Below are 22,994 nucleotides of genomic sequence, written 5' to 3'. Positions count from 1 at the left end.
GTGGGGGACGATTCGTCGATTGCAATGACGCACCAATCCGATCGCAGTTATTCCAGGGGGTATTGGCATGCAATCAATCAAGTCGATCGACGTCAAAGGTCGGCGTACCCGCATTCTGATCGAAGGCGGTGCAGACCAGCCCCCGGTCTTGTTGCTGCACGGTGTCAGTCGCAGCCTGGAGGATTGGGAGACGCAGTTTTCGCCGCTGCGGCGGGCCGGCTATCGCGTGCTTGCTCCCGACTTGCCCGGCTCCGGATTCTCCGATCGCCTGCCCACCTCGACCACGCTGGCCGGACTCGCGCGGGGCGTCGCCGAAACTCTCGATGCGATCGGTGAGACCAGGCCGGCGCACGTGCTGGGCCATTCGTTGGGCGGTGCGGTCGCGCTGCAAGTGCTGGCCTCGTATCCCGACCGGGTGGCCACGCTGAATCTGGTCAGCAGCGCCGGATTCGGTTCCGGGTTGCATCCGATCCTGCGGCTGCTATCCATACCGGTCATCGGCGCCTTCGCCGCCCGTCACACCAACCGTGCGACTGCTCGGATGAATGAGCGACAAATCTATCGCGACCGGTCCTATGCGACCGACGAGCGCATCGATCGTGCCTTGCTCCTCGCGCGACGACCCGAGACCGGCACGGTTGTGCACGAGACCGCTCGATCGCTGGCCACCATCCGCGGCGTCAGACCGGAATGGCGGGATGAACTGATGACCGCGGTGTCCCAACATCGCCGTCCGACGTTGGTCGTGTGGGGTGATCACGATCGCATCCTGCCCGGCAGGCAGCTGGACGCGGCACGGCGATTGCTTCCGCACGCCCGGTTCAGTCTCTTCCGGGGGGTCGGCCACGCGCCGCATGTCGAAGCCGCGGAGAAGTTCACAGAGTTGACCCTCGATTTCGTTCGCCCCCACTCGGTTGCCTGCGCTTGATGTCGACGTGCGAGCCGCCAGCGCGACGCCATTGCGCCGGGCGGTCGACGCGGGATTCAGCGTGAAATAACCGGGGGTGCATCCCAATTGGCCGAGGAGACGACGTGACGAGGCGGACGGCGCTGGTGACCGGAGCCAACGGGGGCATCGGGTCGGCGGTGTGTGATCGGTTGCGTGCCGCCGGTGTCGCGGTGCGCACGATGGACGTGGCCGGACCCGCCGACGTGATCGTGGACCTGTCCGCCGACGAGATTCCGGCGGAGGCCACCGGGGATGTCGACATCTGCGTGTCGGTCGCGGGCGTCGTCGGCACCTTCGCTCCGGCGCATTCGATGTCGGCGAAGAAGTGGTCACGCGATATCGACGTCAATCTCACCGGATCGTTTCGCGTCATCCAGGCCTGCCTGCCGGGAATGCGGGAACGGCGCTTCGGACGCATCGTCGCGATCTCGAGCATGGCGGGTCAACTCGGATCCCCCGGCAAGGTCGCCTACGCGGCGTCGAAGGCCGGACTGCACGGGATGATACGAACCATCGCGATCGAGAATTGTTCGCTGGGTATCACCGCCAATTGCGTCCTGCCCGGCATGATCGCCACGCCACCGGTGCTGGCACTGCCCGAGGCCGACCAAGAGCGGATCAGGGCCGCGGTGCCCAGCGGACGATTCGGCCGTCCGGACGAGGTGGCCGATCTGGTCGCGTTCCTCGCGCGCGACGCCTCGGGCTACATCACCGCACAGGAGATCGGCATCGACGGTGGGCTGCAACTGAACTCACTGTATGTGGGTCCCACCCGGACGGGTCGCGCCGATGGTTGACGGTGGCATGGGGTCCGCGGCGCCGATCCAGCAAGCCCGTGGCGCGCCGCTGGACGTGGTGGTCATCGGTGCCGGTGTCAGCGGGCTGTGTGTCGCCCACCAGCTGCAGCGGGCCGGATTTTCCTACCGGGTGCTCGAGCAGGCGCGCGACCTCGGCGGAACCTGGCGCGACAACACATATCCCGGGTGTGGATGCGATATCCCCGCGCCGCTGTACTCCTTTTCGTTTGCCCAGCGGGCCAATTGGTCGCGGTTGTTCGCATCCCAGCCGGAAATATTGGAGTACCTGCACGAGGTCGCGGCGCAGCGCGGGGTGAGACAGCACATCGATTTCGCCACCAGGGCGATGTCGGCGCGCTGGCAGGAGTCTCGGCAATCCTGGACGGTGGAGACCTCGTCGGGGGCCGTGCTGGAATGTCGCTACCTGGTCTCGGCGACGGGGTTGCTGCGCCGCCCCCGCTATCCCGACATCGCCGGGCGTACCACCTTCGCCGGCAACGCGTTTCACTCTGCCCGATGGGACGACTCCGTCCCGCTGCGAGGCAAGCGCATCGCGGTGATCGGCAGTGGTGCCAGCGCAATCCAATTCGTACCCCGCATCGCACCAGATGCCAAGCAGCTCACTCTCTTTCAGCGCACCCCTGGCTGGGTCGTGCCGAAAGCCGATCGGACGTTCTCGCGCCGTCAACAGCAACTGCGCAGGTTCGCACCCTACCGCTGGTACACCAGGTCGCGGCTGTTCTGGATCCACGAGCGACGAGTCGACGGTTTCGTCGAGTCCGCCGCCGGGATGGCCGACGCCGAACGTCTGGCGCGACTGATGTTGCAGCGCAAGGTCACTGACCCGCAGCTGCGGGACGCTCTCACACCGGACTACGCAATCGGCTGCAAGCGCCTGCTGTTATCGAATGACTACTATCCGGCGCTGACCCGCGACAACGTTACCGTGGTGAGCTCGGCGATCGCCGAGATGACCGCCGGCCAGGTGAAGACCGCGGACGGGCAGTCGCACGATGCCGACGTCGTCATCTATGCGACCGGCTTCGACACTCAGTTCGCATTCTCCGACATCGAGATCGTCGGACGCGACGGCGAACGGCTGTCAGATCGCTGGCAGCAGGGCTCGTCGGCTTACTTGGGGACGACCGTGTCGGGGTTTCCCAACTACTTTGTCATGCTCGGCCCCAACTCGGGGCTCGGCCACAACTCGCAGATCTTCATGATCGAAGCCCAGGCGCGCTACGTCCTGAGCTGCCTCAAGAGCGCGCGGCGCCGAAAGCTTGGCGTCCTGACGGTCCGGCCGTCGGTCGAGGGAGCGTTCAACGACTGGCTACAGGGGCGTCTCGCCCATTCGGTCTGGCAGGCGGGCGGATGCCACAGTTGGTATCAGCATCCTGCCACCGGTAAGAACACCGCACTGTGGCCTTCCTCGGCAATTACGTTCTGGCGCAAGACACATCGCGTGCGGTTGTCGGACTATCACACCCGCCCCCGCATCGATTTGCGCCGTGCCGGCGCATTCGCCGGCGGAACGTGAACCTGCACCCTCCCCTCGCCCGTCGCGGCGCACCCATCGCGGGCCTACCATCGTGAGCATCGATGGAGGAGGGTCGGTCATGGGCCAGGAGTACAAGCCGGATTTCACTCCGGATCCTCGGTTGTACCCGTTCGAGTCGCGCTGGTTCGACAGCTCGCGGGGACGCGTCCACTACGTCGACGAAGGTGCCGGGCCGCCGCTGTTGCTGTGCCACGGCAACCCGACGTGGAGCTTCCTGTACCGCGACATTATCACCGCGCTGCGTGGCCAATTTCGTTGCATTGCGCCGGATTACCTGGGTTTCGGCTTGTCGGATCGCCCCGCCGGTTTCGGGTACAAGATCGACGAGCATGCCCGGGTGATCGGCGAGTTCGTCGATCATTTGGGGCTGGACGGCTATCTGACGATGGGCCAGGACTGGGGCGGGCCGATCAGCATGGCGGTCGCGGTGGAGCGCGCCGAGCGGGTGCGCGGTGTCGTGCTGGGCAACACCTGGTTCTGGCCGGTCGACGTGCTCACGACCAAAATCTTCTCCCGCGTGATGTCCAGTGCCCCAATGCAGAAAGCGATCCTGCAGCGCAACTTCTTCGTGGAGCGACTGATCCCCGCGGGCACCGCGCAACGGCCTGGGAACGCCGTGATGGAGCACTACCGCGCCGTTCAGCCCAACCCGGCCGCACGCTTGGGGGTGGCCGAGATGCCCAAGGAGCTGTTGGCCGCCCGCCCGCTGCTGGAACGGCTGAGCCGCGAGGTACCGGCCAAACTTGGCGCGAAGCCGACCCTGCTGGTGTGGGGCATGAAGGACTTCGCGTTCCGCCCCGGTCCGAGCCTCCCACGCATGCGCGCGACGTTCCCCGATCACGTCCTGGTCGAGCTGCCCACCGCCAAGCACTTCATCCAGGAGGATGCGCCCGACGAAATCGCCACGGCGATCATCAAGTGCTTCGGCTGAAACCTAGGCGGCATGCCTGGCCAGTGCGATACCGACTCGCACTTCGATTTCGCTGACAGTGATCGTGGGTGCCCGCGGTGGGGCGGCTGACCGGTAAGTCGCCCCCGTTGGCGTGGTGAATTCTGCTGTGTGAGTATGGTTTTCATCTGTGCTGGTGGTGACCCGCCAGCCGTCGGCCTCCTTGGTGTAGTTGCACCGTTGGCACGAGCCGAGACCGTTGGCCGCCGTGGTAGGTCCGGCCTTGGCCCAGGGCTGGGCATGGTCGCGATGCCGGATCGGCGCGTCGCAATAGGGTGTGCGACAACGTTGATCGCGCAACTCGATGAAGCGGGCCAGACCGCGCGGGAAGAGCCGCGCCCGTGACTCCATCGCCACCAGCGCCCCGGAGCGGGGATGGGCATAAAGCCTGCGCAGCGTCGCTCGGGAGCGCTGGTCGGCGACGGCGTTGGAGACCATTGCGCGGGCCACCGCGGCCGGAATGGGACCGTAGCCGCAGATGTCGGCCGGGGTGGTGGCCTCGCCCAGCAGTGTTTCGTCCGAGAGGACGAGGTTGACCGCTATCGGTGTGGGGACCGCCGCGTCGCGCCCGGTGACCCGCTCGACGAGGGTGTCTGCCATCACTTGTCCGCGCGAACGTCCGTCGGCGCGCATGTCGGCTGCGCGGCGCAGCGCCGCGTACACCGAAACTCCTTGGGCTACTGGCAATAACGCGGTCAGATAGGTCATCGTGTCGGGGGCCGGCCGGATCGTCACGGTGCGTTCATGCTCGGCCCTGGCGGCCCGTTCGACGACGGCATGAGGGTCCAGCCGGTAGGCGATTGCCTTGGCAGCGGCGGCCACTCGCGCATCGCCCATACCGTTCAGGCCGGCCGGCTCGGCGCACAACTCGGCATCCAATGTGCGACGGTCCTCGACGTCCAAACAGGCGCTCTCGCGCACGATCAGCGTGGCCCGCCACTCCGAGAGTGCGCCGGATTCGAGCGCCGCCAGGGTATGAGGCATCTCGTGCACCAGGGCTTTGGCGAAACCGAGATGTCGGCTGCCCCGGGCGGGCGAGTCCCGTCGGGCCAGCGCGATCTCGCTGGCCACCCCACGTCCGCGCTGCGCGGCGGGCATTCCCAGGGCCGCTTCGGTGCCGCGGCGCGCCGCGTCCAGGGCGGCCGCTGCCCGAGCCTGCCCCGCCGCGGCCGCGGACTTGACTCGCTCCAACTCGGCGATGCGTTCGATCAGCGCCGATTCGTCGGCCATCGGATCGACCGTCCCAAGGGTTTCGAACATACATTCGATCATAGCGGGGTCCACTGACGCGAGCTAATCGGCTGGATCGGAAGTTGTGGATAACTGCGGCCGTGCCTTAACAGTGGGTCGCGACCGACATCAACCGCGACGTGCGCCGACCTGCCGGGGTTGTCCGAACGGGCTGGCCAATTCGTACTCGAGCAGCTCGGGAAACGTCGCGCCGCGGCCCTAGTTGTACGCCTCCACCGGGGGACACGAGCACATCAGGTTGCGGTCGCCGTAGGCGCCGTCGATGCGACGCACCGGCGGCCACACCTTGGGCCGATAGCCCTTACCCAACGGATAGGCGGCTTCCTCCCGCGTGTACGGATGATTCCAGTCGGCGACCAGCAGGCACTCGGCGGTGTGCGGCGCGCCCCGCAGCGGGTTGTCATCGGCGGGCCACTCCCCCGCGGCGACACGATCGATCTCACCGCGGATCGCGATCATGGCCTCGCAGAATGCGTCGATCTCGTTGACGTCCTCGCTCTCGGTGGGCTCGACCATCAGCGTGCCGGCGACCGGGAAGCTCATGGTCGGAGCGTGAAAACCGTAGTCCGCCAATCGCTTTGCCACATCGTCGACGGTCACGCCGGTCGACTTGGTGATGCCGCGCAGATCCAGGATGCATTCGTGGGCAACCATGCCGTTCTCGCCGGTGTAGAGCACCGGGAAGTACTCGTCGAGCCGGCGGGCGATGTAGTTGGCCGAGGCTATCGCCGTCAGCGATGCCGCCCGCAGTCCGTCGGCACCCATCATCCGGATGTAGGCCCAGCTGATCGGCAGGATCGAGGCCGACCCGTACGGCGCCGACGACACCGGGTGCCCCCCGGGCAGCTCGGGTGCGTACGGGTGACCGGGCAGGAACGGCGCCAGATGCGAACGCGCGGCCACCGGGCCCACTCCGGGGCCGCCACCACCGTGCGGGATGCAGAACGTCTTGTGCAGGTTCAGGTGGCTCACGTCGCCGCCGAACTTGCCCGGCCGGGCCAGGCCCACCAGTGCGTTGAGGTTGGCGCCGTCGACGTACACCTGACCGCCGGCGTCGTGCACGGCCGCGCAGATCTCGGCGATGTCGTGTTCGTACACCCCGTGTGTGGACGGGTAGGTGATCATCAGCGCCGACAACCGGTCGGCGTGCTCGCCGATCTTGGCGCGCAGATCGTCGAGGTTGACGTCGCCGTTGTCTTGGCAGGCCACCACGACCACCCGCATCCCGGCCAGGGCGGCCGACGCCGCGTTGGTGCCGTGCGCGCTGGACGGAATCAGGCAGATGTCGCGGTGCGGTTCGCCGCGGCTGGCGTGATAGTCGTGGATCGCCAACAGGCCGGCGTACTCGCCTTGGGACCCTGCGTTCGGTTGCAGCGACACCGCGTCATAGCCGGTGATGTGCACCAGCCAACTCTCCAGATCGCTGATCAGGCGGCGTATCCCCGAGGTGTCCACCGCCGGAGCGAACGGGTGCAGCCGGGAGAACTCGGGCCAGGTGATCGACTCCATCTCGGCGGCGGCGTTGAGTTTCATCGTGCAGGAGCCGAGCGGAATCATGCTGCGGTCCAAGGCGATGTCCTTGTCCGCCAGGGTGCGCAGGTAGCGCATCATCGCCGTTTCGGTGTGGTACTGCGTGAAGGCGGGGTGGGTGAGGAATTCCGATGTGCGCGTGGCGATATCGATGCCGGAAGGATCGGCGGGCAACACCCCGAACGCCTCCAGGACCATGGCCACGTGGACGTCGGTGGTGACCTCGTCGCAGGACACCGACACATGGTCGGCATCGACACGCCAGAGATTGACGCCCCTGGCCTTGGCCTTGGCGAGCACTTCATCCGCGCGTCCCGGCACTCGTGCCAGCACGGTGTCGAAGTATGCCTCGTGCACCAGCGCCCCGCCCAGCGCCGCGGCGATGGATTGGGCGCGGCTGTGTACCCGGCGTGCGATGGCGGTCAGCCCGTCGGCGCCGTGGTAGCTGGCATACATCGCGGCCATCACGGCCAGCAGCACCTGCGCGGTGCAGATGTTGCTGGTCGCCTTGTCGCGGCGGATGTGCTGTTCGCGGGTCTGCAACGCCAGGCGATAGGCCGGTGAGCCGTCGCTGTCGACCGAGACACCGACCAGCCGGCCCGGCAGCTGACGGGCCTGCTCGGCGCGCGCCGCCAGATACCCGGCATGCGGACCGCCGAATCCCATTGGCACACCGAATCTTTGAGTGCTGCCGAACGCGACGTCGGCACCGATCTCGCCCGGCGGGGTGATCAACGTACACGCCAGCAGGTCGGCGCCGACCGCGACCAGCGCGCCGCGCTCGTGAGCCTCGGCGACCAGGGCGGACCAATCCGTGATCCGGCCGCTGGCACCCGGCAGTTGGGCGATGACGCCGAAGAACTCGCCGTCCGGCAGGCCGTCGCGCAGATCGGCGGTGACGATCTCGATGCCCAGCGGCCGAGCACGGGTGGCCAGGATGGCCGCGGTCTGGGCGAACACGTCGGTGTCGACCGCCAGCCGGCTGGCCGAACCGCGCGCGGCGCGGTGCATCAGCGTCATAGCCTCGGCGGCCGCGGTGCCCTCGTCGAGCATCGACGCGTTGGCGATTTCCAGCCCGGTCAGATCGGTGACCATGGTCTGGAAGTTCAGCAGCGCTTCCAGCCGGCCCTGGCTGATCTCCGGCTGGTACGGCGTGTAGGCGGTGTACCAGGCAGGGTTCTCCATGATGTTGCGCAGCAACACCGGTGGGGTGAACGTGTCGTAGTAGCCCTGCCCGATCATCGACACCGACACCGTGTTGGTGTCAGCCAGTGCCCGCAGTTCCGCGATCGCCTCGGCCTCGCTGGCGGCCGGCGGCAGCGCGCTCAGGCCCGGCGCGGCGCCGTCGTCGGAGAGTTTATCGAGGATGCCGGCCGGGACGGCCTTGGCGGCCAGCTCGTCGAGCGAGCCGACACCGATCACGTCGAGCATGGCATCGATCGCCTGGCTGTCCGGCCCGATATGGCGGGCTGCGAAAGTCGATTGATCGGACACGGGCACTCCTGACATCGGTAGAGGGACTATCGACCCTCTCCCTCTGTCCTTACCCAGTCACGGGCGCCTGAGAGATTCGGCGCGTAGTCCCCCCAAGCGCCTTTCCCCATCGGCGGGTGTGGCGCTTAGCGCCCCACCGCTTTCCAGAGGCATCGTTACCTTGGCGCGGTCCGGGTGCCTGAGAGGTTGACGGAGAGGTGCTGCTCCTTCGGCGTCCATGGCTGGCTGCCACAGAACTCTCCCGCGCGGGCGTGATGCAACGCTTAGTTTACCCGTGAGTGAAGCCCGGTACACGAAATAGCCCAACAATGCGTGTCGGGCTGTCGAACAGTGGATTACTAACCGATTTTGCGGTCCCGATGCTTGCGCCGCGAGGCCAGCTCGTCTTCGGGCGCCGCGATCGATTCGCCGCCGTCAGCCCGCTCACCTGGGAAGTCGGCGATCACGCCGGTCAACTCCCGCATGGCCCCCGACACCGCGATGCCGAACACGCCCTGACCGCCCTGCAACAGGTCGACGACCTCTTCGGCCGAGGTGCACTCGTACACGGTGGTGCCGTCCGAGAACAGGGTGATGTTGGCCAGATCCTCGACGCCGCGCTGACGCAGATGGTCGACGGCGACGCGGATGTTGTGCAGCGAAATGCCGGTGTCCAGCAACCGCTTGACGATCTTGAGAACCAGGATGTCCTTGAACGAGTACAGCCGCTGGCTGCCGGATCCGGCCGCACTGCGAATCGACGGCACCACCAGCGACGTGCGTGCCCAGTAGTCCAGCTGCCGGTAGGTGATTCCGGCGATCTGGCAGGCGCTCGGCCCGCGGTAGCCGACGAGTTCGTCGGGCACCGAATCGTCAGGAAACAGACCGGGCTGCACGGGTCCGCTGGCAACGGTGACACTCGGTTCACCGTGGGATGCGGCATCCGCCTGGTCAGCAAGATCCAGCTGTTCTTGACGTGGCTGGTCGCTCACAGTGGTTCCTCTCGCCGATCGCGCTCTAATCACTAGCTGCGTCCACTGGCTGCCGTTACAGCCGCGTTGGCCAAGGCCCGAGTGCTAGAAAGCTTACGCTGTCCAGTCGCTGCCGTGCCTTAACTTGTCCTCAAAGTATGGCCGTCGTAAGGGCAAGGGGCGTGCTATCCGTCAGGCGTGTCGAAATCACAGTGTCAGATGAGACGGATCCGTGATGTCGCAGTCCAGCTTAACGTCCCGATTGGCGGACTCAGGTCGCCTTGAAGTCGTCGGGCGACACGCTGTCGAGAAATTCCTTGAATTTCTCCACCTCGTCCTCCCGAACAGCGGTGTTGGACTCCTCGTCGCTCTCGTCGGGGATCAGCAGACCCGCCTGGGCCAAAACGGCCTCTTCGACGTAGATCGGCACACCGACCCGGAGCGCGATCGCCACCGAGTCCGACGGGCGCGCCGACACGGTGATGTTGCGGTCGAAGACGAGGTCGGCATAGAAGGTGCCTTCCTGCAGATCGACGATGCGCACCTCCTTGAGTGAATGCCCAAGTGCTGCAATGAGATCGCGAATCAGGTCATGGGTCAGCGGGCGGGGCGGCTCGACGCCTTGCTGTTCGAGGGCAATGGCGGCGGCTTCGGACTGTCCGATCCATATCGGCAGGTAACGGTCTCCGTTGGCCTCGCGCAACAACAGCACCGGCTGGTTCTGCGGCTGCTCGACGCGAATGCCGACAACACGAACTTCACCCATTTGTGTCTGCCCTCCGCACCTGCCGCCGACGTCCAAGCAATGACTGGAAGTCTAGTCCTCAGCGTCGCAGAACGTCGCGAACGGCGGACTTGATCAGCGATGTGTGCAAAGTAATTGCGAGCGCGGCAACCTCACGTGCCAGGTCGTCGGCGCGATCCCGGGCGCCGGCCTTGTCGGCTTTGATGAGCGGCCCCGCGATCTGGGCGATCAGATCGGACTGCCGGTCGGCGGCCGAGCGGAAGGCACGCAGATGACGCGGCTCGACGCCGTAGTCGGACAGCGCTCGCGCGCATTGCAAGATCACGACGGTGTGCTCGTCGAAGAATCCGCCCGGGCCGGTGGTGATCACCCCGGCCTTGAGCAGTGCGGTCAGCAGGTCCTCGTCGACGCCCGCGCGTTCCAGGAGGTCTTCGCGACTCAACCGGACGCGGGTAGGTGCCACCGCGGCCGCGGCGGATCCGGTCTCGGGTGCGGCATCGCCCTCGGCCACCGAAACCAATCGCGGTACACCATAAGGCGATCCGAACGGCGGCAGCTCGCCGTCGGGCTGAGCATCCAGCTGCGCCCGGATCACCTTCAGCGGTAGGTAATGATCTCGCTGCGCGGTGAGAATGAAGCGCAGTCGCGCGCAGTCGTAAGCGGTGAATCTGCGGTATCCCGACGCTGCGCGCTGCGGCGTCACCAGTCCTTCAGCCTCCAAGAAGCGAATCTTGGAAATTGTGACATCGGGGAAATCCGGCCTCAACAGGTCCAAGACCGCCCCAATCGACATCCCGGCCAGGGCCGGGCTATCGGGTGCGCTCACTAGCCTCCGGATCCTCCGTCGTCGTCACCTTTGGGTCCCGTCAGGAACACCAAGCGGAACTTGCCGATCTGTACTTCGTCACCGTTCGCCAGCACTGCCGAGTCCACCGGCTCGCGATTGACGTAGGTTCCGTTGAGGCTACCCACATCGACCACGTGGAACTCGTTGTTTTCCAACCTGAATTCGGCGTGGCGGCGGCTGACCGTGACGTCGTCGAGGAATATGTCGCTGTCGGGGTGCCGGCCGGCCGAGGTGATGGCCTGGTCGAGGAGGAAGCGCGATCCCGCGTTGGGGCCCCGTTTGACGACCAGCAAGGCCGAGCCCGCCGGAAGTCCTTCGACGCCGGACACCGTGCTCTCGGCGCCCGACTGCGCGGGTGCGTCCAGTTCGTTGAGGAAGTCGGCGCGGAAGACCGAAGTCGTCTCCACGGTGACTTCGTCAGAAGTCTGGTCGTCCTGTCTTCCTGAGTCCATATCCGTCACGCGCTGCTCCTCACTGGCCGCTGTGGCGTTGTCTGACCGGGCCGCTCGGCCGGCTTCCCACTAGGTGTCTGAACCCTGTATTGCCGATTACTTGCCTACTAACGCTGTTGTGTTGACCGTACCGCGCGGTGGTTCCGATTGCGCTAGCCACCGGCAGGATTGAACGCCGATCGTCCGGCCGACCCCCTGGCAGGGACATTAGCAACCGTCACTCGGTGAGCGTGCCGCGGTAGGCCTCGGCGTCGAGCAGCTCAGAAACGGCGGACTCCAACTCCGCGCCGTCCGACACCTGGATATCGACCAGCCAGCCGGCGCCGTAAGGATCGGAGTTGACCAGCTGCGGGCTGCCCTCCAGATCGCCGTTGACGGCGGTCACCTTGCCGGACAGCGGTGCGTACAAGTCGGATACGGATTTCGTCGATTCCACTTCGCCGAACGACTCGCCCGCGGTCACCTCGGTGCCGACGTCGGGCAGCTGGACGAAGACGACGTCGCCCAGTGCCGATTGCGCGAAGTCGGTGATTCCGACCCGCGCGGTGTCGTCACCGCTCCGGCGAACCCACTCATGTTCGGCGGTGTAGTGCAGATCGGGTGGGATATCGCTCACGGCAATCCTGTTCTGTTCGGTGTCTCACTTGACGGGCTGAGCGTATTGGTGCGGTTTTGGTTGTCGCAAGGTGGTCACGTCGACGCGTTCGCTCTGCTGCACGGACATCTTGCCGCCGACCCGTTTGATGCTGTCCTCGGCGCCGCCGGGAATGTTCATCGCCGCGGCCAGTGTGGGCGGATCGCCAATCGCCAGAATCGAATACGGCGGCGAGAGCGCCTTGGTGTCGATGGTCAGCGCACCTGGCGAGCCGACGACCCAGGTGTCGACACCGACCCGCACCGACTGGTGTCCGCCGTTGACCTCGATCGCCTCGGCTCCGGCGGCGCGCAACTCGTTGATCACGTCGAGCATGACCTCCGGTGATACGCCGGGTCCGGGGTCGTCGACGGTGACGGTGACGCCGGGCCCGGTCGCGCCCACCGCGCCGACCAGGATGGACAGCGCGGCCAGCCGGGCCTGCGCGCTTTGGATCGCGGCCTGGTCGGTGTTGCCGGACGCCTGCAACGAATTCAGCGTGTTCTGCAATTCGTTGACCTCGCCGTTGAGCGTGCCCTCGCGCTGTCGCAGCGAATCCAGCAGCACCAGCAGATCCGCGGGGCGCGCCGTGTCAAGCGAGTCGCCCGACCGGGTCTGGCGGACCTGGGTGACGATGGCGATGCCCAGAACCAGACAGAGCAGGACGGCCAGGGTTCCGAACATCAATCGGGATCGACCGCTGCGCAGCATCGCGGACAACCCGGTACGGCCAACCGCTCCGATCTCGGGACGTGGGCTGTGGGCGGGCAATTCGTGGCGACCGCGCTGCGCGACATCGTCGGCAGCGGGACTTTCGTCGGCCGCGCCGTCTGGCAGGTCCTGGCTCATGCCGTCACGCCCCGAACAGCCGCCGTCGCAGCGCGGCGGCATTGCCGAAGATCCGGATACCCAACACGACGATGATCGCCGTCGACAACTGGGTGCCGACACCCAACTGGTCGCCGACATAGACGATCAGGGCCGCCACAAAGACGTTGAACACGAACGAAATCACGAACACCTTGGGGTCGAAGATCCGCTCGAGGTAGGCGCGCAGCCCGCCGAAGACCGCGTCGAGCGCGGCGACGACCGCGATGGGCAGATACGGCTGCACGACCTCGGGCACGGCGGGATGGAAAACCAAACCCAGCACGATGCCGACCACAAGCGCCGCGATACCTATCATGCGCGATCTTTTCTCACTAGGGCCCAATCTGCTTGGCGAACTTGACTTCCCGGACCGATCCGGCCGGCAGCGAGAGACCGTCGGAGACGTTCACCGCGATGCCGACACCGTAGGAGACTTCCAGCAGCCTCAGACGCTGCAGTCCGGGGCTGTTCTCGAAGACGTCGCGCATCCCGTTCGGCGGCCCGACCGCCAGGATCGTGTAGGGGCTGCCGGTGGGGTTGTTGTCGACCAGGATCGCTCCCCCGGCCTGGCGGATCGTCACGTTCGGCCCGATCCGCACGCCGCCGACCGAAATCGCCTCGGCGCCGCTGGCCCACAACGAATTGACCACGAGCTGCAGATCGCGATCGAGGATGATTTGCCGGCTTCCGTTCACCCGTTGCTTGGACACATCGGAAAGATTCGGGCTGGCACCGGGATCGGTCACTTTCACGGTCAGGCCGGGGCCGATGATCGGTGTGCTGGCCGCGGCCAGGCCGAGGCTGTCCAGGCGGCTCAGCAGCCGCTGGCCCTCGGCGTCATCGGCCAGGGCGATGCGCTGAACGTCGTCGACCTTGCTCGCCAGCATGCTGCGCTGCTGAGCCAGTTTGGCGTCGGCATCTTCCGTCGACCGCACGCTTCGCGCCAGCAGTTGCTGAGCGGTACGCACACCCGGTTCGACCGACCGGGCCTGCGCGACCGCGGCGGCGAAGACGGTGGCGACCAGCATGGCCGCCAGGGCCTGCCAGAGCCAGGCGAAGATGCGCGTCTTCGTGCCCTGCGGAGTGACCTCGGCGGCGCGCCGCTGCGCGGCGGCGGCGTAGCCCGGATCCAGATGCTCGGACAGCAACGCCCGCAGCAGCGACGGCACCGGGATGAGCGTTGGTTGCGCGGCGGCGTGCGCGCTGCGCCCCGCGTTGGGGTCGTATCCGCCGAGCAGGCGATCCGGTTCAGCCATGCTCACCGACCTTGGGCATCCGGCGCATCACCAGAACCATCTGCACCGCGTACAGGACGAACGACCACAGGTAGGCGTACATACCCCAGATCAGAAAGCCCCAACCGCAAGCGCCGATCACCCGGCTCCACAACGCGTCCCACGTCCCCAGCAAAACGAGTGGGAAGCCGGACATCAAGGCGAACGTCGCGGCCTTGCCGACGTAGCTCACCGGCAACGCCGACAGTCCGCGACTGCGCAGCAGCGGCAGCGTGGCGGCCAGCAGCAGGTCGCGCGCCAGCAGGGTGACGACGAACCACCACGGCACGATCCCGCTCAGCGCCAGCACCACCGGCACGGTCACCATGTACAGCCGGTCGACGGCAGGGTCCAGCAGGACGCCCAGCCTCGACGATTGGTTCAGCGTGCGGGCGATCTTGCCGTCGGCCCAATCGGAGGCCCCGCTGAATATCAGGATCGCCACCGCGAGCGCGTTGGCGTGCGCGAACATCAGCACGTAGATGAAGACGGGGATGAGCGCCAGGCGCAGGACGCTCAACAGATTGGGCACTGTCAGCACCCGGTCTGGCGGAACCGGCTCCATGAGCCGTGACCTTAGCGGAATACGCCGGGCAGGCTCAGGGTCGACAAGGTGTCGTCGGACAACGGGTTGTCGTTGACCATGTAGGTCCACGTCGACGTCGGTCGTGCCAGCTTGGACAGATCCAGGCCGGGCTCCTCGTCGAGGACGTTGGCCGTCTCGAACGTCTGCTGAGCCGCCTCTATCGCGTCGGCGGCCAGTGACGCGAACGCATCGACCGCCATCCGGTGAAATTCGTCCAACGGGTTCTGCCGGCCCAGCGCGCGCAGATGGATGCTCTCGCGGATGTCGGCCAAATACGCCAGGTGATCGGCCCAGCCACGGTCCAGGTGATAGAGCATGATCTGCCGGCAGATCGTCTCGAGGCGCTCCTCCGAAATCTCCTCGGCCAGCTCCTCGTAGCGCTTCGGCGCCAGCTCGGCGAGCTCTTCGCGCGCAGTCGCGGTGCGTAGCAACGTGTTTCGGCGGTCCACGATGATGGCGCGCTGCTGGGCGATCAGCTGGTTGTAGCGCCAGGTGTTGGCGTGTACGTCCAGCAGCCGGCCCTCGGCGACGCGCTGCGCGTGATCGAGCAGCGCGTTGGTCTTCGGGCTGACGATCATGCCGTCCTCGTCGGTCTGCTCCGGCAACTTGTTGCGGTCGAGGTTGGCCGCGACGACGTCGTCCTCCCAGCTGGAGAAGAACACCGACGAGCCCGGGTCGCCCTGACGACCGGCGCGGCCGCGCAACTGGTTGTCCAGCCGCTCGGTGTGATGCCGGCCGGTGCCCACCACGTGCAGCCCGCCGAGTTCGGCGACCCGGTCATGGTCGGCTTCGTCGGACCCGCCCAGCCGGATATCGGTTCCGCGCCCGGCCATTTGGGTGGACACCGTGACCACGCCGTACTTGCCGGCCTCGGCGATCACCTGGGCTTCCTCGGCGTCGTTTTTGGCGTTCAGCACGACCGCGTTCACGCCGCGACGCACCAGCCGCTCGTGCAGCTCCTCGGATTCGGCCACATCGCGGGTGCCGACCAGCACCGGCTGTCCGGTCTCGTGCACCTCGACGATGTGCTCGACGATCGCGTCGTTCTTGGCCGCGGCCGTGATGTAGACACGGTCGGTCTCGTCTTCGCGAATGTTGGGAGTATTCGGCGGAATTGGTGACACCCCGAGCTTGTAGAACTGGCGCAGCTGCTCGCCGGCGGCCAGCGCGGTGCCGGTCATTCCGCATACCGTGGTGTAACGGTTGATCAGCGCCTGCACCGTGATGGTGTCGAGCACCTCACCGGTCTCGGTGGTCTCGATGCCTTCCTTGGCCTCGACGGCGGCCTGCAAACCGTCCGGCCAGCGCTGCAGTTGGGCGATGCGGCCGCGGGAGGCGTTGATCAGGTGCACGGCGTCGTCGCGGACGATGTAGTGCACGTCGCGCTGCAACAGCACGTGGGCGTGCAGTGCGACGTTCACCTCGGTCAGGGTGGTGGCGACGTGCTCCTCGGAGTACAGGTCGATGCCGCCGAGTGCCTTCTCGACCTTGCGCGCGCCGACGTCGGTGAGGTGCACGTTGCGGCTGTCGGAGTCGGTGTCGAAGTCCGTCTCGGGGGCGAGCTCGCCGACCAGTTTGATGATCTCCAGCCGCGGCGTTTCGCGGTGCGTGGTGCCGGCCAGCACCAGCGGCACCAGCGCCTCGTCGACCAGCACGGAATCGGCCTCATCGATAAGGGCCACATCGGGATTCGGCGATACCAGGTCGTCGACGTCGGTGACCAACTGATCCCGCAACACGTCGAACCCGATCTCGTTGACCGAGGCGTAGGTGACGTCGCAGCCGTAGGCCGCTCGGCGCTGCGCGCTCGTCGACTCCGCGGTGATCCAGCCGACCGTCAGGCCCATGGCCTCGATCAGCGGGCCCATCCATTCGGCGTCGCGGCGGGCCAGGTAGTCGTTGATGGTCACCACGTGGACGTGCCGGCCGGCGATCGCGTAGCCGGCGGCCGCGATCGCGCCGGCCAGGGTCTTGCCCTCTCCGGTCGCCATTTCGATCACGTCGCCGGCGAGCATGCGCAGCGCACCCAACAGCTGAACGTCGAACGGCCGCAACCCCGTTGACCGCTCCGCGGCTTCCCGGGCGATCGCCAGGAACTGCGAGATGTCCTCGGAGTCCGCGAGATCGTCGAGGTTGAGCAGCCCGGTCGCCTTGCGCAGCTGCTCGTCGGAGAGGCCGGCGGCCTTCTCGTCGTATTCAGACGAGTCGCTGACCTGCGAGAGGGAGCGCGAACGGTTCTTTTCGGTGCTTGCGCCCAGCAGTTTCCAGAATTTGCTGCTCAGGCGGCCAGGTTGGGTGCGGATGGTCTTTGGCACAGGTCAACGGTACGCGGCGACCTGCGCCAGACCCATCAGGCCAGGTTCGATCGGCGCGGATAGGCGATGCTCGGGTCGGTGAGCACGTTGACCACCGCGGGCAGGCCGCTGGCGAACGAGCGCTCCAGCGCGGGCCGGAGCTCGACGGGCGCCGACACCAGCTCGCCGTGGCCGCCCAGGGCGCGCACCACCTCGTCGTAACGGGTGCCCGGACGCAGCTCAGCCACCACGGAGTAGCCGTAGATCGCCTCCATCGGGTGCTTTTCCAGGCCCCAGATTCCGTTGTTGCCGATCACCGACACGACCGGCACCTGATGGCGCACCAGGGTGTCCCATTCCATACCGCTGAAGCCGAATGCGCCGTCGCCCTGCAACAGCACGACCTGCCGTTCCGGGTGGGCGAGCTTGGCCGCCAGGGCGTAGCCGGGGCCCGAGCCCAGACACCCGAACGGGCCGCTGTCCAGCCAGCAGCCCGCCTGATAGCTGTCGATCACCCGGCCGGCGTAGGAACCGAAGTCGCCGGCGTCGATGACCACGATGGCGTCGCGGTCCAGCAGCGGCGCCAGCTCGGCATACACCCGCATCGGGTGCAGCGGGATCCGCTCGTCGCCCAGGTCCGCGGTTTCCTGATCGCGGGCGCTGGTCTCAGCGGTCCGCAGCGCATCGATCCAGTCGTCACGGTCGGCGCCGCTCGGCCCGGACAGCGCCGACAGAATGCCCGTCAGGTCGCCGTACAGGCCCGCGGCGACAGGACGGGGGTGCTCCCGCTCGGGTTCGGACCGATCCGCCACGACGAGCTGGGTTTGGAGCCCGAACACCTTGCCGAAGCCGAGCCGAAAATCCATCGGCACCCCCACGACGAGGGCCACATCCGCCTCGCCCAGCGCCGTGGCCCGCGCCCGCGAGAACGCCAGTGGGTGGTCGGCGGGCACCACGCCGCGGGCCATCCCATTCATCAGCACCGGGATCCGCCGCTCCTCGGCCAGCCGCAGCAGCGCCGCCTCGGCGTGTCCCCACCACACGTTGGTGCCCGCCATGATCACCGGCCGCCGGGCGCTTGCCAGCAGGCCGGCCGCGCGGTCCAGGGCGTTGCCGTCCGGCGCCGCAGTCGGTGCGGCGGCGGTGAGCGCGCCGGGACGGCCGTCGTCCTCGGACACGGCGAACACGTGATCCATCGGGAAGTCGACGAACCCCACCCCCGACGGCGCGCCGACCGCGGCCCGCAGTGCCTCGTCGACCAGCCGGCCCGCGTCCTCGGCGGACTGCGCGGTGGCCGCGAAGCGGGCGAGCGGAGCCACGAACGGCACGTGGTCGATCTCCTGCAGCGATCCCATCCCCCAGCGCTGTGCGGGCGCCCGTCCGCCGAGCACCACCAGTGGCGACTGGTTTTGCTGCGCGGCGGCCATCGCGCTCATTCCGTTGGTGACGCCGGGACCCGCGGTCAGGGCCGCCACGCCCGGCACCCTGGTCACCTTCGACCAACCCTCGGCGGCGAACGCCGCGGTTTGCTCGTGGCGGGTGTCGATGAGTCGAATGCCCTCATCGCGACAGCCGTCGTACAGGGAGAACAGGTGGCCGCCGGACAGCGTGAAAAGGGTGTGGACACCGCTGGCTCGCAGGCGCCGGGCGATGAGTCGGCCGGCGTGGACAATCTGGCTGGACGGAGCGTCGATGCTCATCCTCGCAGCCTATCCGCCGGTCTCGGGTACCTTCGCGGGGAAGCATTCGCCACGAGGCTTGAGCAGGTTGCCTCGATAGCAAGGAGACGTCGAAGTTGGGTCCCACGCTATTCACGCCATCCATCGACTGGTCGTCGGCACTGGTGGACTCGCTGCAGTGGCTCGCCATAGCCTGGGCGATCGGCGCGGTGTGCCTGATCGTCGTGCTGGCCGCATTCCGGTTCTTCACGCCCTGGGGCCGGCAGTTCTGGCGGATCACCCGCGGGTATTTCGTCGGCCCGGACAGCGTCAAGGTCTGGCTGCTACTCGGGGTGCTGCTGCTGTCGGTGCTGCTCGCCGTGCGGCTCACCGTGCTGCTCAGCTACCAGGGCAACGACCTGTACACGTCGGTTCAGATCGCCGTCCAGGGCATGGCCGCCGGCGATGACACCGTCAGACAGTCTGGTATTCACGGCTTTTACATGTCGCTGCTGATTTTCAGCATTCTGGCCACGCTCTATGTCGTCCGATTCATGCTCGACATCTACATCACTCAGCGGTTCATCATCTCCTGGCGCATCTGGCTGACCGCGCACCTCACCGACGACTGGCTGGACGGCAAGGCCTATTACCGAGATCTGTTCATCGACAACACGATTGACAACCCCGACCAGCGTATCCAGCAGGACATCGACATCTTCACCGCCAATGCCGGTGGCACCCCGAACAACCCGGCCAACGGCACGGGCAGCACGTTGCTGTTCGGGGCCGTCAACGCGGTCGCGTCGGTGATCTCGTTCGCCGCCATCCTGTGGAACCTGTCCGGGGACCTGACCCTGTTCGGCGTCACGTTGCCGCGGGCCATGTTCTGGACCGTGCTGGTCTATGTGCTGATCGCGACGGTCGTCGCGATTTGGCTTGGGCGCCCGCTGATTTGGCTCAGCTTCAACAACGAGAAGCTCAACGCCGCGTTCCGTTATGCGCTCGTGCGGCTGCGCGACGCCGCGGAAGCGGTCGGCTTCTATCGAGGTGAGCGGGTCGAGCGGGCGCAACTGTGGCGGCGCTTCACGCCGATCATCGACAACTACCGCAAGTTCGTCCGCCGAACCATCATCTTCAACGGCTGGAACTGGTCGGTGTCGCAGGCGATCGTCCCGCTGCCGTGGATCATCCAGGCGCCGCGGTTGTTCGCCGGCAAGATCAACTTCGGCGATGTCGGCCAGACCGCAACGGCTTTCGGCAATATTCACGACTCGCTGTCGTTCTTCCGGAACAACTACGACGCGTTCGCCTCGTTCCGGGCGGCGATCATCCGATTGCACGGATTGGTCGACGCCAACGCCCAGGGCCGCGCGCTGCCCGCGGTGCTGGTCAAGCCCAGCCAGGACAAGGCGGTCGAGCTGGCCGGCATCGAAGTCCGCACGCCGGCCGGAGACCAGCTGATCGACTCGCTCGACATCGAGCTCGACACCGGCGACACCCTGGTGATCACCGGGCGTTCGGGCGCCGGCAAGACCACGCTGCTGCGCAGCCTCGCCGAACTGTGGCCGTACGCCTCGGGGACGCTGTGCCGTCCCGACGGCGACAACGCGACGATGTTCCTGTCGCAGTTGCCGTATGTGCCGCTGGGCAGTCTGCGCGGCGTGGTGTGCTACCCGAATTCGCCGGACGACATCACCGATGCTGAACTGCACGACGTGCTGACCAAGGTGGCGCTGGCCCCGCTGATCGGTCGACTGGACGAAGAGCACGACTGGGCCAAGGTGCTCTCGCCGGGTGAGCAGCAGCGCGTGGCCTTCGCCCGGATTTTGCTCACCAAGCCGCGGGCCGTGTTCCTCGACGAGTCCACCTCCGCACTCGACGAGGGGCTGGAGTTCGCGCTGTATCAGCTGCTGCGCAACGAACTTCCCGAGTGCGTTGTGGTCAGCGTCAGCCACCGCCACACCGTCGAGCAGCACCACGAACAAGAGCTGCAGTTGCTCGGCGGCGGCCGCTGGCAGCTCGGGCCGGTCGGCCAGGAGCCCGCGACCGTTTAGCGTCGGCCGGCCGCGTGCGTTCCGGCGCGGTGTCCTAACGCGCCTACGCACCCGCGGCTGACGCCGCGTGCGTTCCGGCGCGGCGGCCGAAGAACGAGCCCTCCCCCAGCTGCGTGCCGCTGGCGTAGCCCTTGCCGTCCTGGGCGATGTTGGACGCGCACGCCGCGACGGCGTACAGGCCGGGCACCACCGTGCCGTCTTCGCGCAGCACCTCCCCGTCCACCGAGGTGGCCAGCCCGCCCATGGTGAACCCCGAGTACATGGCGCGGCCGAGCGACAGATCAAACACCGCCCAGGGCCCATTGTCTTGTGGCGCAAGGTATTCCGGCTGCTTGTGGAAATCCGGGTCCTCGCCCTTGGCCGCGAATTCGTTGTAACGGTCCAGCGTTGCCGCGAGGTTGCCGCTGGGAATTCCCAGCGCGTCCTCCATCTCGGCGATGCTCTCGTAGCCATCGAGGAATTTGATCAGCGGCATCTCGGGCATTTCGGTGTGCGCCTCGTCGACGATCAGGTAGGCGGTCTGGTCGGGTTGCTCGAGCACGAATGCCGAGGTGCGCGAATGGTAGGAGTCCTCGGTGACGAAGCGCTTGCCGTCCTTGTTGACGATTACACCGGTCAGCAGCACCGCCGGCGGATACGCCGCCGCGGTGATGAACAAGTCGTCCATGTTCTTGGCGACTCCGCCCGCCGAGACGCCCATCCGGATGCCCAGGCCGTCGTCGTTGGGGTTGCCCAGGATGTAGGGCGCCACCATGCCGTGGTGCTTGGTTTTGCGCTCCTGGGCCAGTGCGGGAGTGTGCTCGGCAACCATCTCCGGGTTCATCGCGAAACCGCCGGCGGCAATGATGACCGACTTTGCCTTGACCGCACCGGTTTCGGTGAAATGCTTCCAGGCGACGCCGACCACGGCGCCGTCGTCGTCGAGGACGAGGTTGGTCGCCCCGGTCTCGTAGCGGACCTGCACTCCCAAGTCGGCGGCCCGCTTGACCAGCAGATCGATCACCATCGCCGCACCGCCCAACTCGCCGGGCACCGGCACGGAATGCCCGCGCGGTGCGGGCTTGGCCTGCTCGCAGAAGGGCCAGACCTTTTCGTTGCCGGTGTAGCTCAGGCCCTCGGTACCCGGCGGGACGACCACCTTGCCCGGGTAGTAGCTGCGCTCGAACTGGAAACCCAGATCCTCCAGCCAGTTGAAATGCTCGACGCTGCTGTCGGAGTACGCCCGAATCTTCTCGTGGTCGGGTTCGCGCGACACCGCGACCAGGTACTTGTACATCTCCTCGGCGGAGTCATCTTGCCCGGTGGCCTGCTGCACCGCGGTGCCGCCGCCCAGGTAGAAGTGGCCGCCGGCCATCGACGAGGTTCCGCCCGCCGCGGCGGCGCGTTCGAGGACCAGCACCCGTGCGCCGGCGGCCGCCGCACTCACCGCCGCACAGCCCCCGCCGATGCCGAAACCGATCACGAGCACGTCGACGTCGTCCGACCAGGACGTCACCGTGTTCGCGTTGACCGTTGCTGGTATCTCGGTGCCGCTCACCTTTGCTCCTGTTTGATGTAGTCGTAAAACGCCCTCATCTCGGGCGAGATGTACGCGATCTCCAAAAACGGCACACCCGCGTGTGGTGCTGCGAGGTAAGCGAATTGGATTCCGCCGGGCATCACGCCCTGCTGCACCACCTCGGCGCCGTGATCTGCGGCGTCGGCCAGCGCGGCCTCGAACTGTTCGGGGCTTTCGGCCTCCGTGCAGATGTGGTGCAAGCCCGGCCCACAGGCGCGAAGAAATTCACTATAGACGTTCTCCCCACGGACCGGTTCGATGAGCTCCAGCTGCATGTCGCCGAGATAGCTCAACGAGATGTGGGCGACAAAGTCGGCCGGCTTGCCACGGTAGCTACAGCTGTCGGGAGCAAAGTGCACGTCGGGTATCCGAACCCACTTCCGAGCGCCTAATAGGCCGGTGAGAGCCGTTTCGGTGGCATCGAGATTCTGGGTGACCCAGGCGATCTGTATCGGGGATCGAACTTCAAGCGTCATCGATTGGCAGGATAGCCCAGTCTGTCGGCGCCCAGAAAGGCCCAGAAATTCTTTGCCAAAATCCG

At 66.7% G+C, this 22,994-nt stretch carries 20 protein-coding genes and 1 riboswitch; of the genes, 5 read left to right on the top strand and 15 right to left on the bottom strand.

Annotation, left to right across the window (positions count from 1 at the left end; genetic code table 11):
• Window positions 1–67: 67 nt before the first annotated feature.
• The 4 genes from BN973_RS15475 to BN973_RS15460 all read left to right on the top strand — a co-directional run bounded on the left by BN973_RS15475 (window position 68) and on the right by BN973_RS15460 (window position 4,235).
• Complete coding sequence (locus tag BN973_RS15475; protein WP_036469140.1) at window positions 68–928, top strand: alpha/beta fold hydrolase; 861 nt, start codon at window positions 68–70, stop codon at window positions 926–928.
• A gap of 104 nt (window positions 929–1,032) precedes the next feature.
• Window positions 1,033–1,746, top strand: a complete 714-nt coding sequence (locus BN973_RS15470) for an SDR family oxidoreductase (RefSeq protein WP_139830298.1) — start codon at window positions 1,033–1,035, stop codon at window positions 1,744–1,746.
• The gene (locus BN973_RS15465; protein WP_198048936.1) at window positions 1,739–3,283 is read left to right on the top strand and encodes a flavin-containing monooxygenase; all 1,545 of its coding nucleotides are present in this window, start codon (window positions 1,739–1,741) and stop codon (window positions 3,281–3,283) included. The genes BN973_RS15470 and BN973_RS15465 overlap by 8 nt, the downstream gene beginning before the upstream one ends.
• 79 nt (window positions 3,284–3,362) lie before the next feature.
• On the top strand, window positions 3,363–4,235 hold the full coding sequence (locus BN973_RS15460) for a haloalkane dehalogenase (protein ID WP_036469137.1): 873 nt from the start codon (window positions 3,363–3,365) through the stop codon (window positions 4,233–4,235).
• 3 nt (window positions 4,236–4,238) lie between these two features.
• Here BN973_RS15460 and BN973_RS15455 read toward each other — a convergent pair whose 3' ends face one another.
• The 13 genes from BN973_RS15455 to BN973_RS15395 form a co-directional block, all read right to left on the bottom strand.
• Window positions 4,239–5,513: an HNH endonuclease gene (locus BN973_RS15455; RefSeq protein WP_036472485.1), complete on the bottom strand. Its 1,275-nt coding sequence runs from the start codon at window positions 5,511–5,513 to the stop codon at window positions 4,239–4,241.
• A 189-nt stretch (window positions 5,514–5,702) separates the two neighbouring features.
• Entirely contained in the window at window positions 5,703–8,528 is a 2,826-nt protein-coding gene (gene gcvP, locus BN973_RS15450) for an aminomethyl-transferring glycine dehydrogenase (protein WP_036472484.1), read from the bottom strand.
• A gap of 156 nt (window positions 8,529–8,684) precedes the next feature.
• Window positions 8,685–8,782: riboswitch (glycine riboswitch) on the bottom strand.
• 84 nt (window positions 8,783–8,866) lie between these two features.
• Entirely contained in the window at window positions 8,867–9,499 is a 633-nt protein-coding gene (locus BN973_RS15445; protein WP_036469135.1) for a MerR family transcriptional regulator, read from the bottom strand.
• 250 nt (window positions 9,500–9,749) lie between these two features.
• A complete protein-coding gene (locus tag BN973_RS15440; protein ID WP_036469133.1) occupies window positions 9,750–10,244 on the bottom strand; it encodes a bifunctional nuclease family protein in 495 nt (164 codons plus the stop codon).
• Between the two features lie 58 nt (window positions 10,245–10,302).
• Window positions 10,303–11,049, bottom strand: a complete 747-nt coding sequence (gene ftsR, locus BN973_RS15435) for a transcriptional regulator FtsR (protein WP_036469130.1) — start codon at window positions 11,047–11,049, stop codon at window positions 10,303–10,305.
• Window positions 11,049–11,522 carry a glycogen accumulation regulator GarA gene (gene garA, locus BN973_RS15430; RefSeq protein WP_407067594.1) on the bottom strand — a complete coding sequence of 158 codons (474 nt, stop codon included), beginning with the start codon at window positions 11,520–11,522 and terminating at the stop codon, window positions 11,049–11,051. Before garA ends, ftsR begins: the two co-directional genes overlap by 1 nt.
• Before the next feature lie 217 nt (window positions 11,523–11,739).
• Window positions 11,740–12,138 carry a glycine cleavage system protein GcvH gene (gene gcvH / locus BN973_RS15425; RefSeq protein WP_036469128.1) on the bottom strand — a complete coding sequence of 133 codons (399 nt, stop codon included), beginning with the start codon at window positions 12,136–12,138 and terminating at the stop codon, window positions 11,740–11,742.
• Between the two features lie 24 nt (window positions 12,139–12,162).
• Window positions 12,163–13,005 carry a DUF881 domain-containing protein gene (locus BN973_RS15420; RefSeq protein WP_036472482.1) on the bottom strand — a complete coding sequence of 281 codons (843 nt, stop codon included), beginning with the start codon at window positions 13,003–13,005 and terminating at the stop codon, window positions 12,163–12,165.
• A 4-nt stretch (window positions 13,006–13,009) separates the two neighbouring features.
• Window positions 13,010–13,342, bottom strand: coding sequence for a small basic family protein (locus tag BN973_RS15415; protein ID WP_036469126.1), 333 nt, complete (start codon window positions 13,340–13,342; stop codon window positions 13,010–13,012).
• Window positions 13,343–13,358: 16 nt separating this feature from the next.
• The gene (locus BN973_RS15410) at window positions 13,359–14,282 is read right to left on the bottom strand and encodes a DUF881 domain-containing protein (protein WP_036469125.1); all 924 of its coding nucleotides are present in this window, start codon (window positions 14,280–14,282) and stop codon (window positions 13,359–13,361) included.
• The gene (locus BN973_RS15405; protein ID WP_036469123.1) at window positions 14,275–14,865 is read right to left on the bottom strand and encodes a CDP-alcohol phosphatidyltransferase family protein; all 591 of its coding nucleotides are present in this window, start codon (window positions 14,863–14,865) and stop codon (window positions 14,275–14,277) included. The genes BN973_RS15410 and BN973_RS15405 overlap by 8 nt, the downstream gene beginning before the upstream one ends.
• An 11-nt stretch (window positions 14,866–14,876) precedes the next feature.
• On the bottom strand, window positions 14,877–17,201 hold the full coding sequence (gene secA2, locus BN973_RS15400) for an accessory Sec system translocase SecA2 (protein WP_036469121.1): 2,325 nt from the start codon (window positions 17,199–17,201) through the stop codon (window positions 14,877–14,879).
• A 35-nt stretch (window positions 17,202–17,236) separates the two neighbouring features.
• Entirely contained in the window at window positions 17,237–18,880 is a 1,644-nt protein-coding gene (locus BN973_RS15395; RefSeq protein ID WP_036469120.1) for an acetolactate synthase, read from the bottom strand.
• A 95-nt stretch (window positions 18,881–18,975) separates the two neighbouring features.
• On the opposite strand from BN973_RS15395, the gene BN973_RS15390 reads away from it, so the two are divergent.
• On the top strand, window positions 18,976–20,895 hold the full coding sequence (locus BN973_RS15390; RefSeq protein WP_036469118.1) for an ABC transporter ATP-binding protein/permease: 1,920 nt from the start codon (window positions 18,976–18,978) through the stop codon (window positions 20,893–20,895).
• 43 nt (window positions 20,896–20,938) lie between these two features.
• Here BN973_RS15390 and BN973_RS15385 read toward each other — a convergent pair whose 3' ends face one another.
• Window positions 20,939–22,432, bottom strand: coding sequence for an FAD-binding protein (locus tag BN973_RS15385; protein ID WP_036469117.1), 1,494 nt, complete (start codon window positions 22,430–22,432; stop codon window positions 20,939–20,941).
• Window positions 22,429–22,929 carry a VOC family protein gene (locus BN973_RS15380; protein WP_036469116.1) on the bottom strand — a complete coding sequence of 167 codons (501 nt, stop codon included), beginning with the start codon at window positions 22,927–22,929 and terminating at the stop codon, window positions 22,429–22,431. The genes BN973_RS15385 and BN973_RS15380 overlap by 4 nt, the downstream gene beginning before the upstream one ends.
• Window positions 22,930–22,994 lie beyond the last annotated feature (65 nt).

It is taken from the genome of Mycobacterium triplex, from assembly GCF_000689255.1.
GTDB classification, from domain to species: domain Bacteria; phylum Actinomycetota; class Actinomycetes; order Mycobacteriales; family Mycobacteriaceae; genus Mycobacterium; species Mycobacterium triplex.
This window is presented reverse-complemented; position numbering and strand designations above follow the sequence as displayed.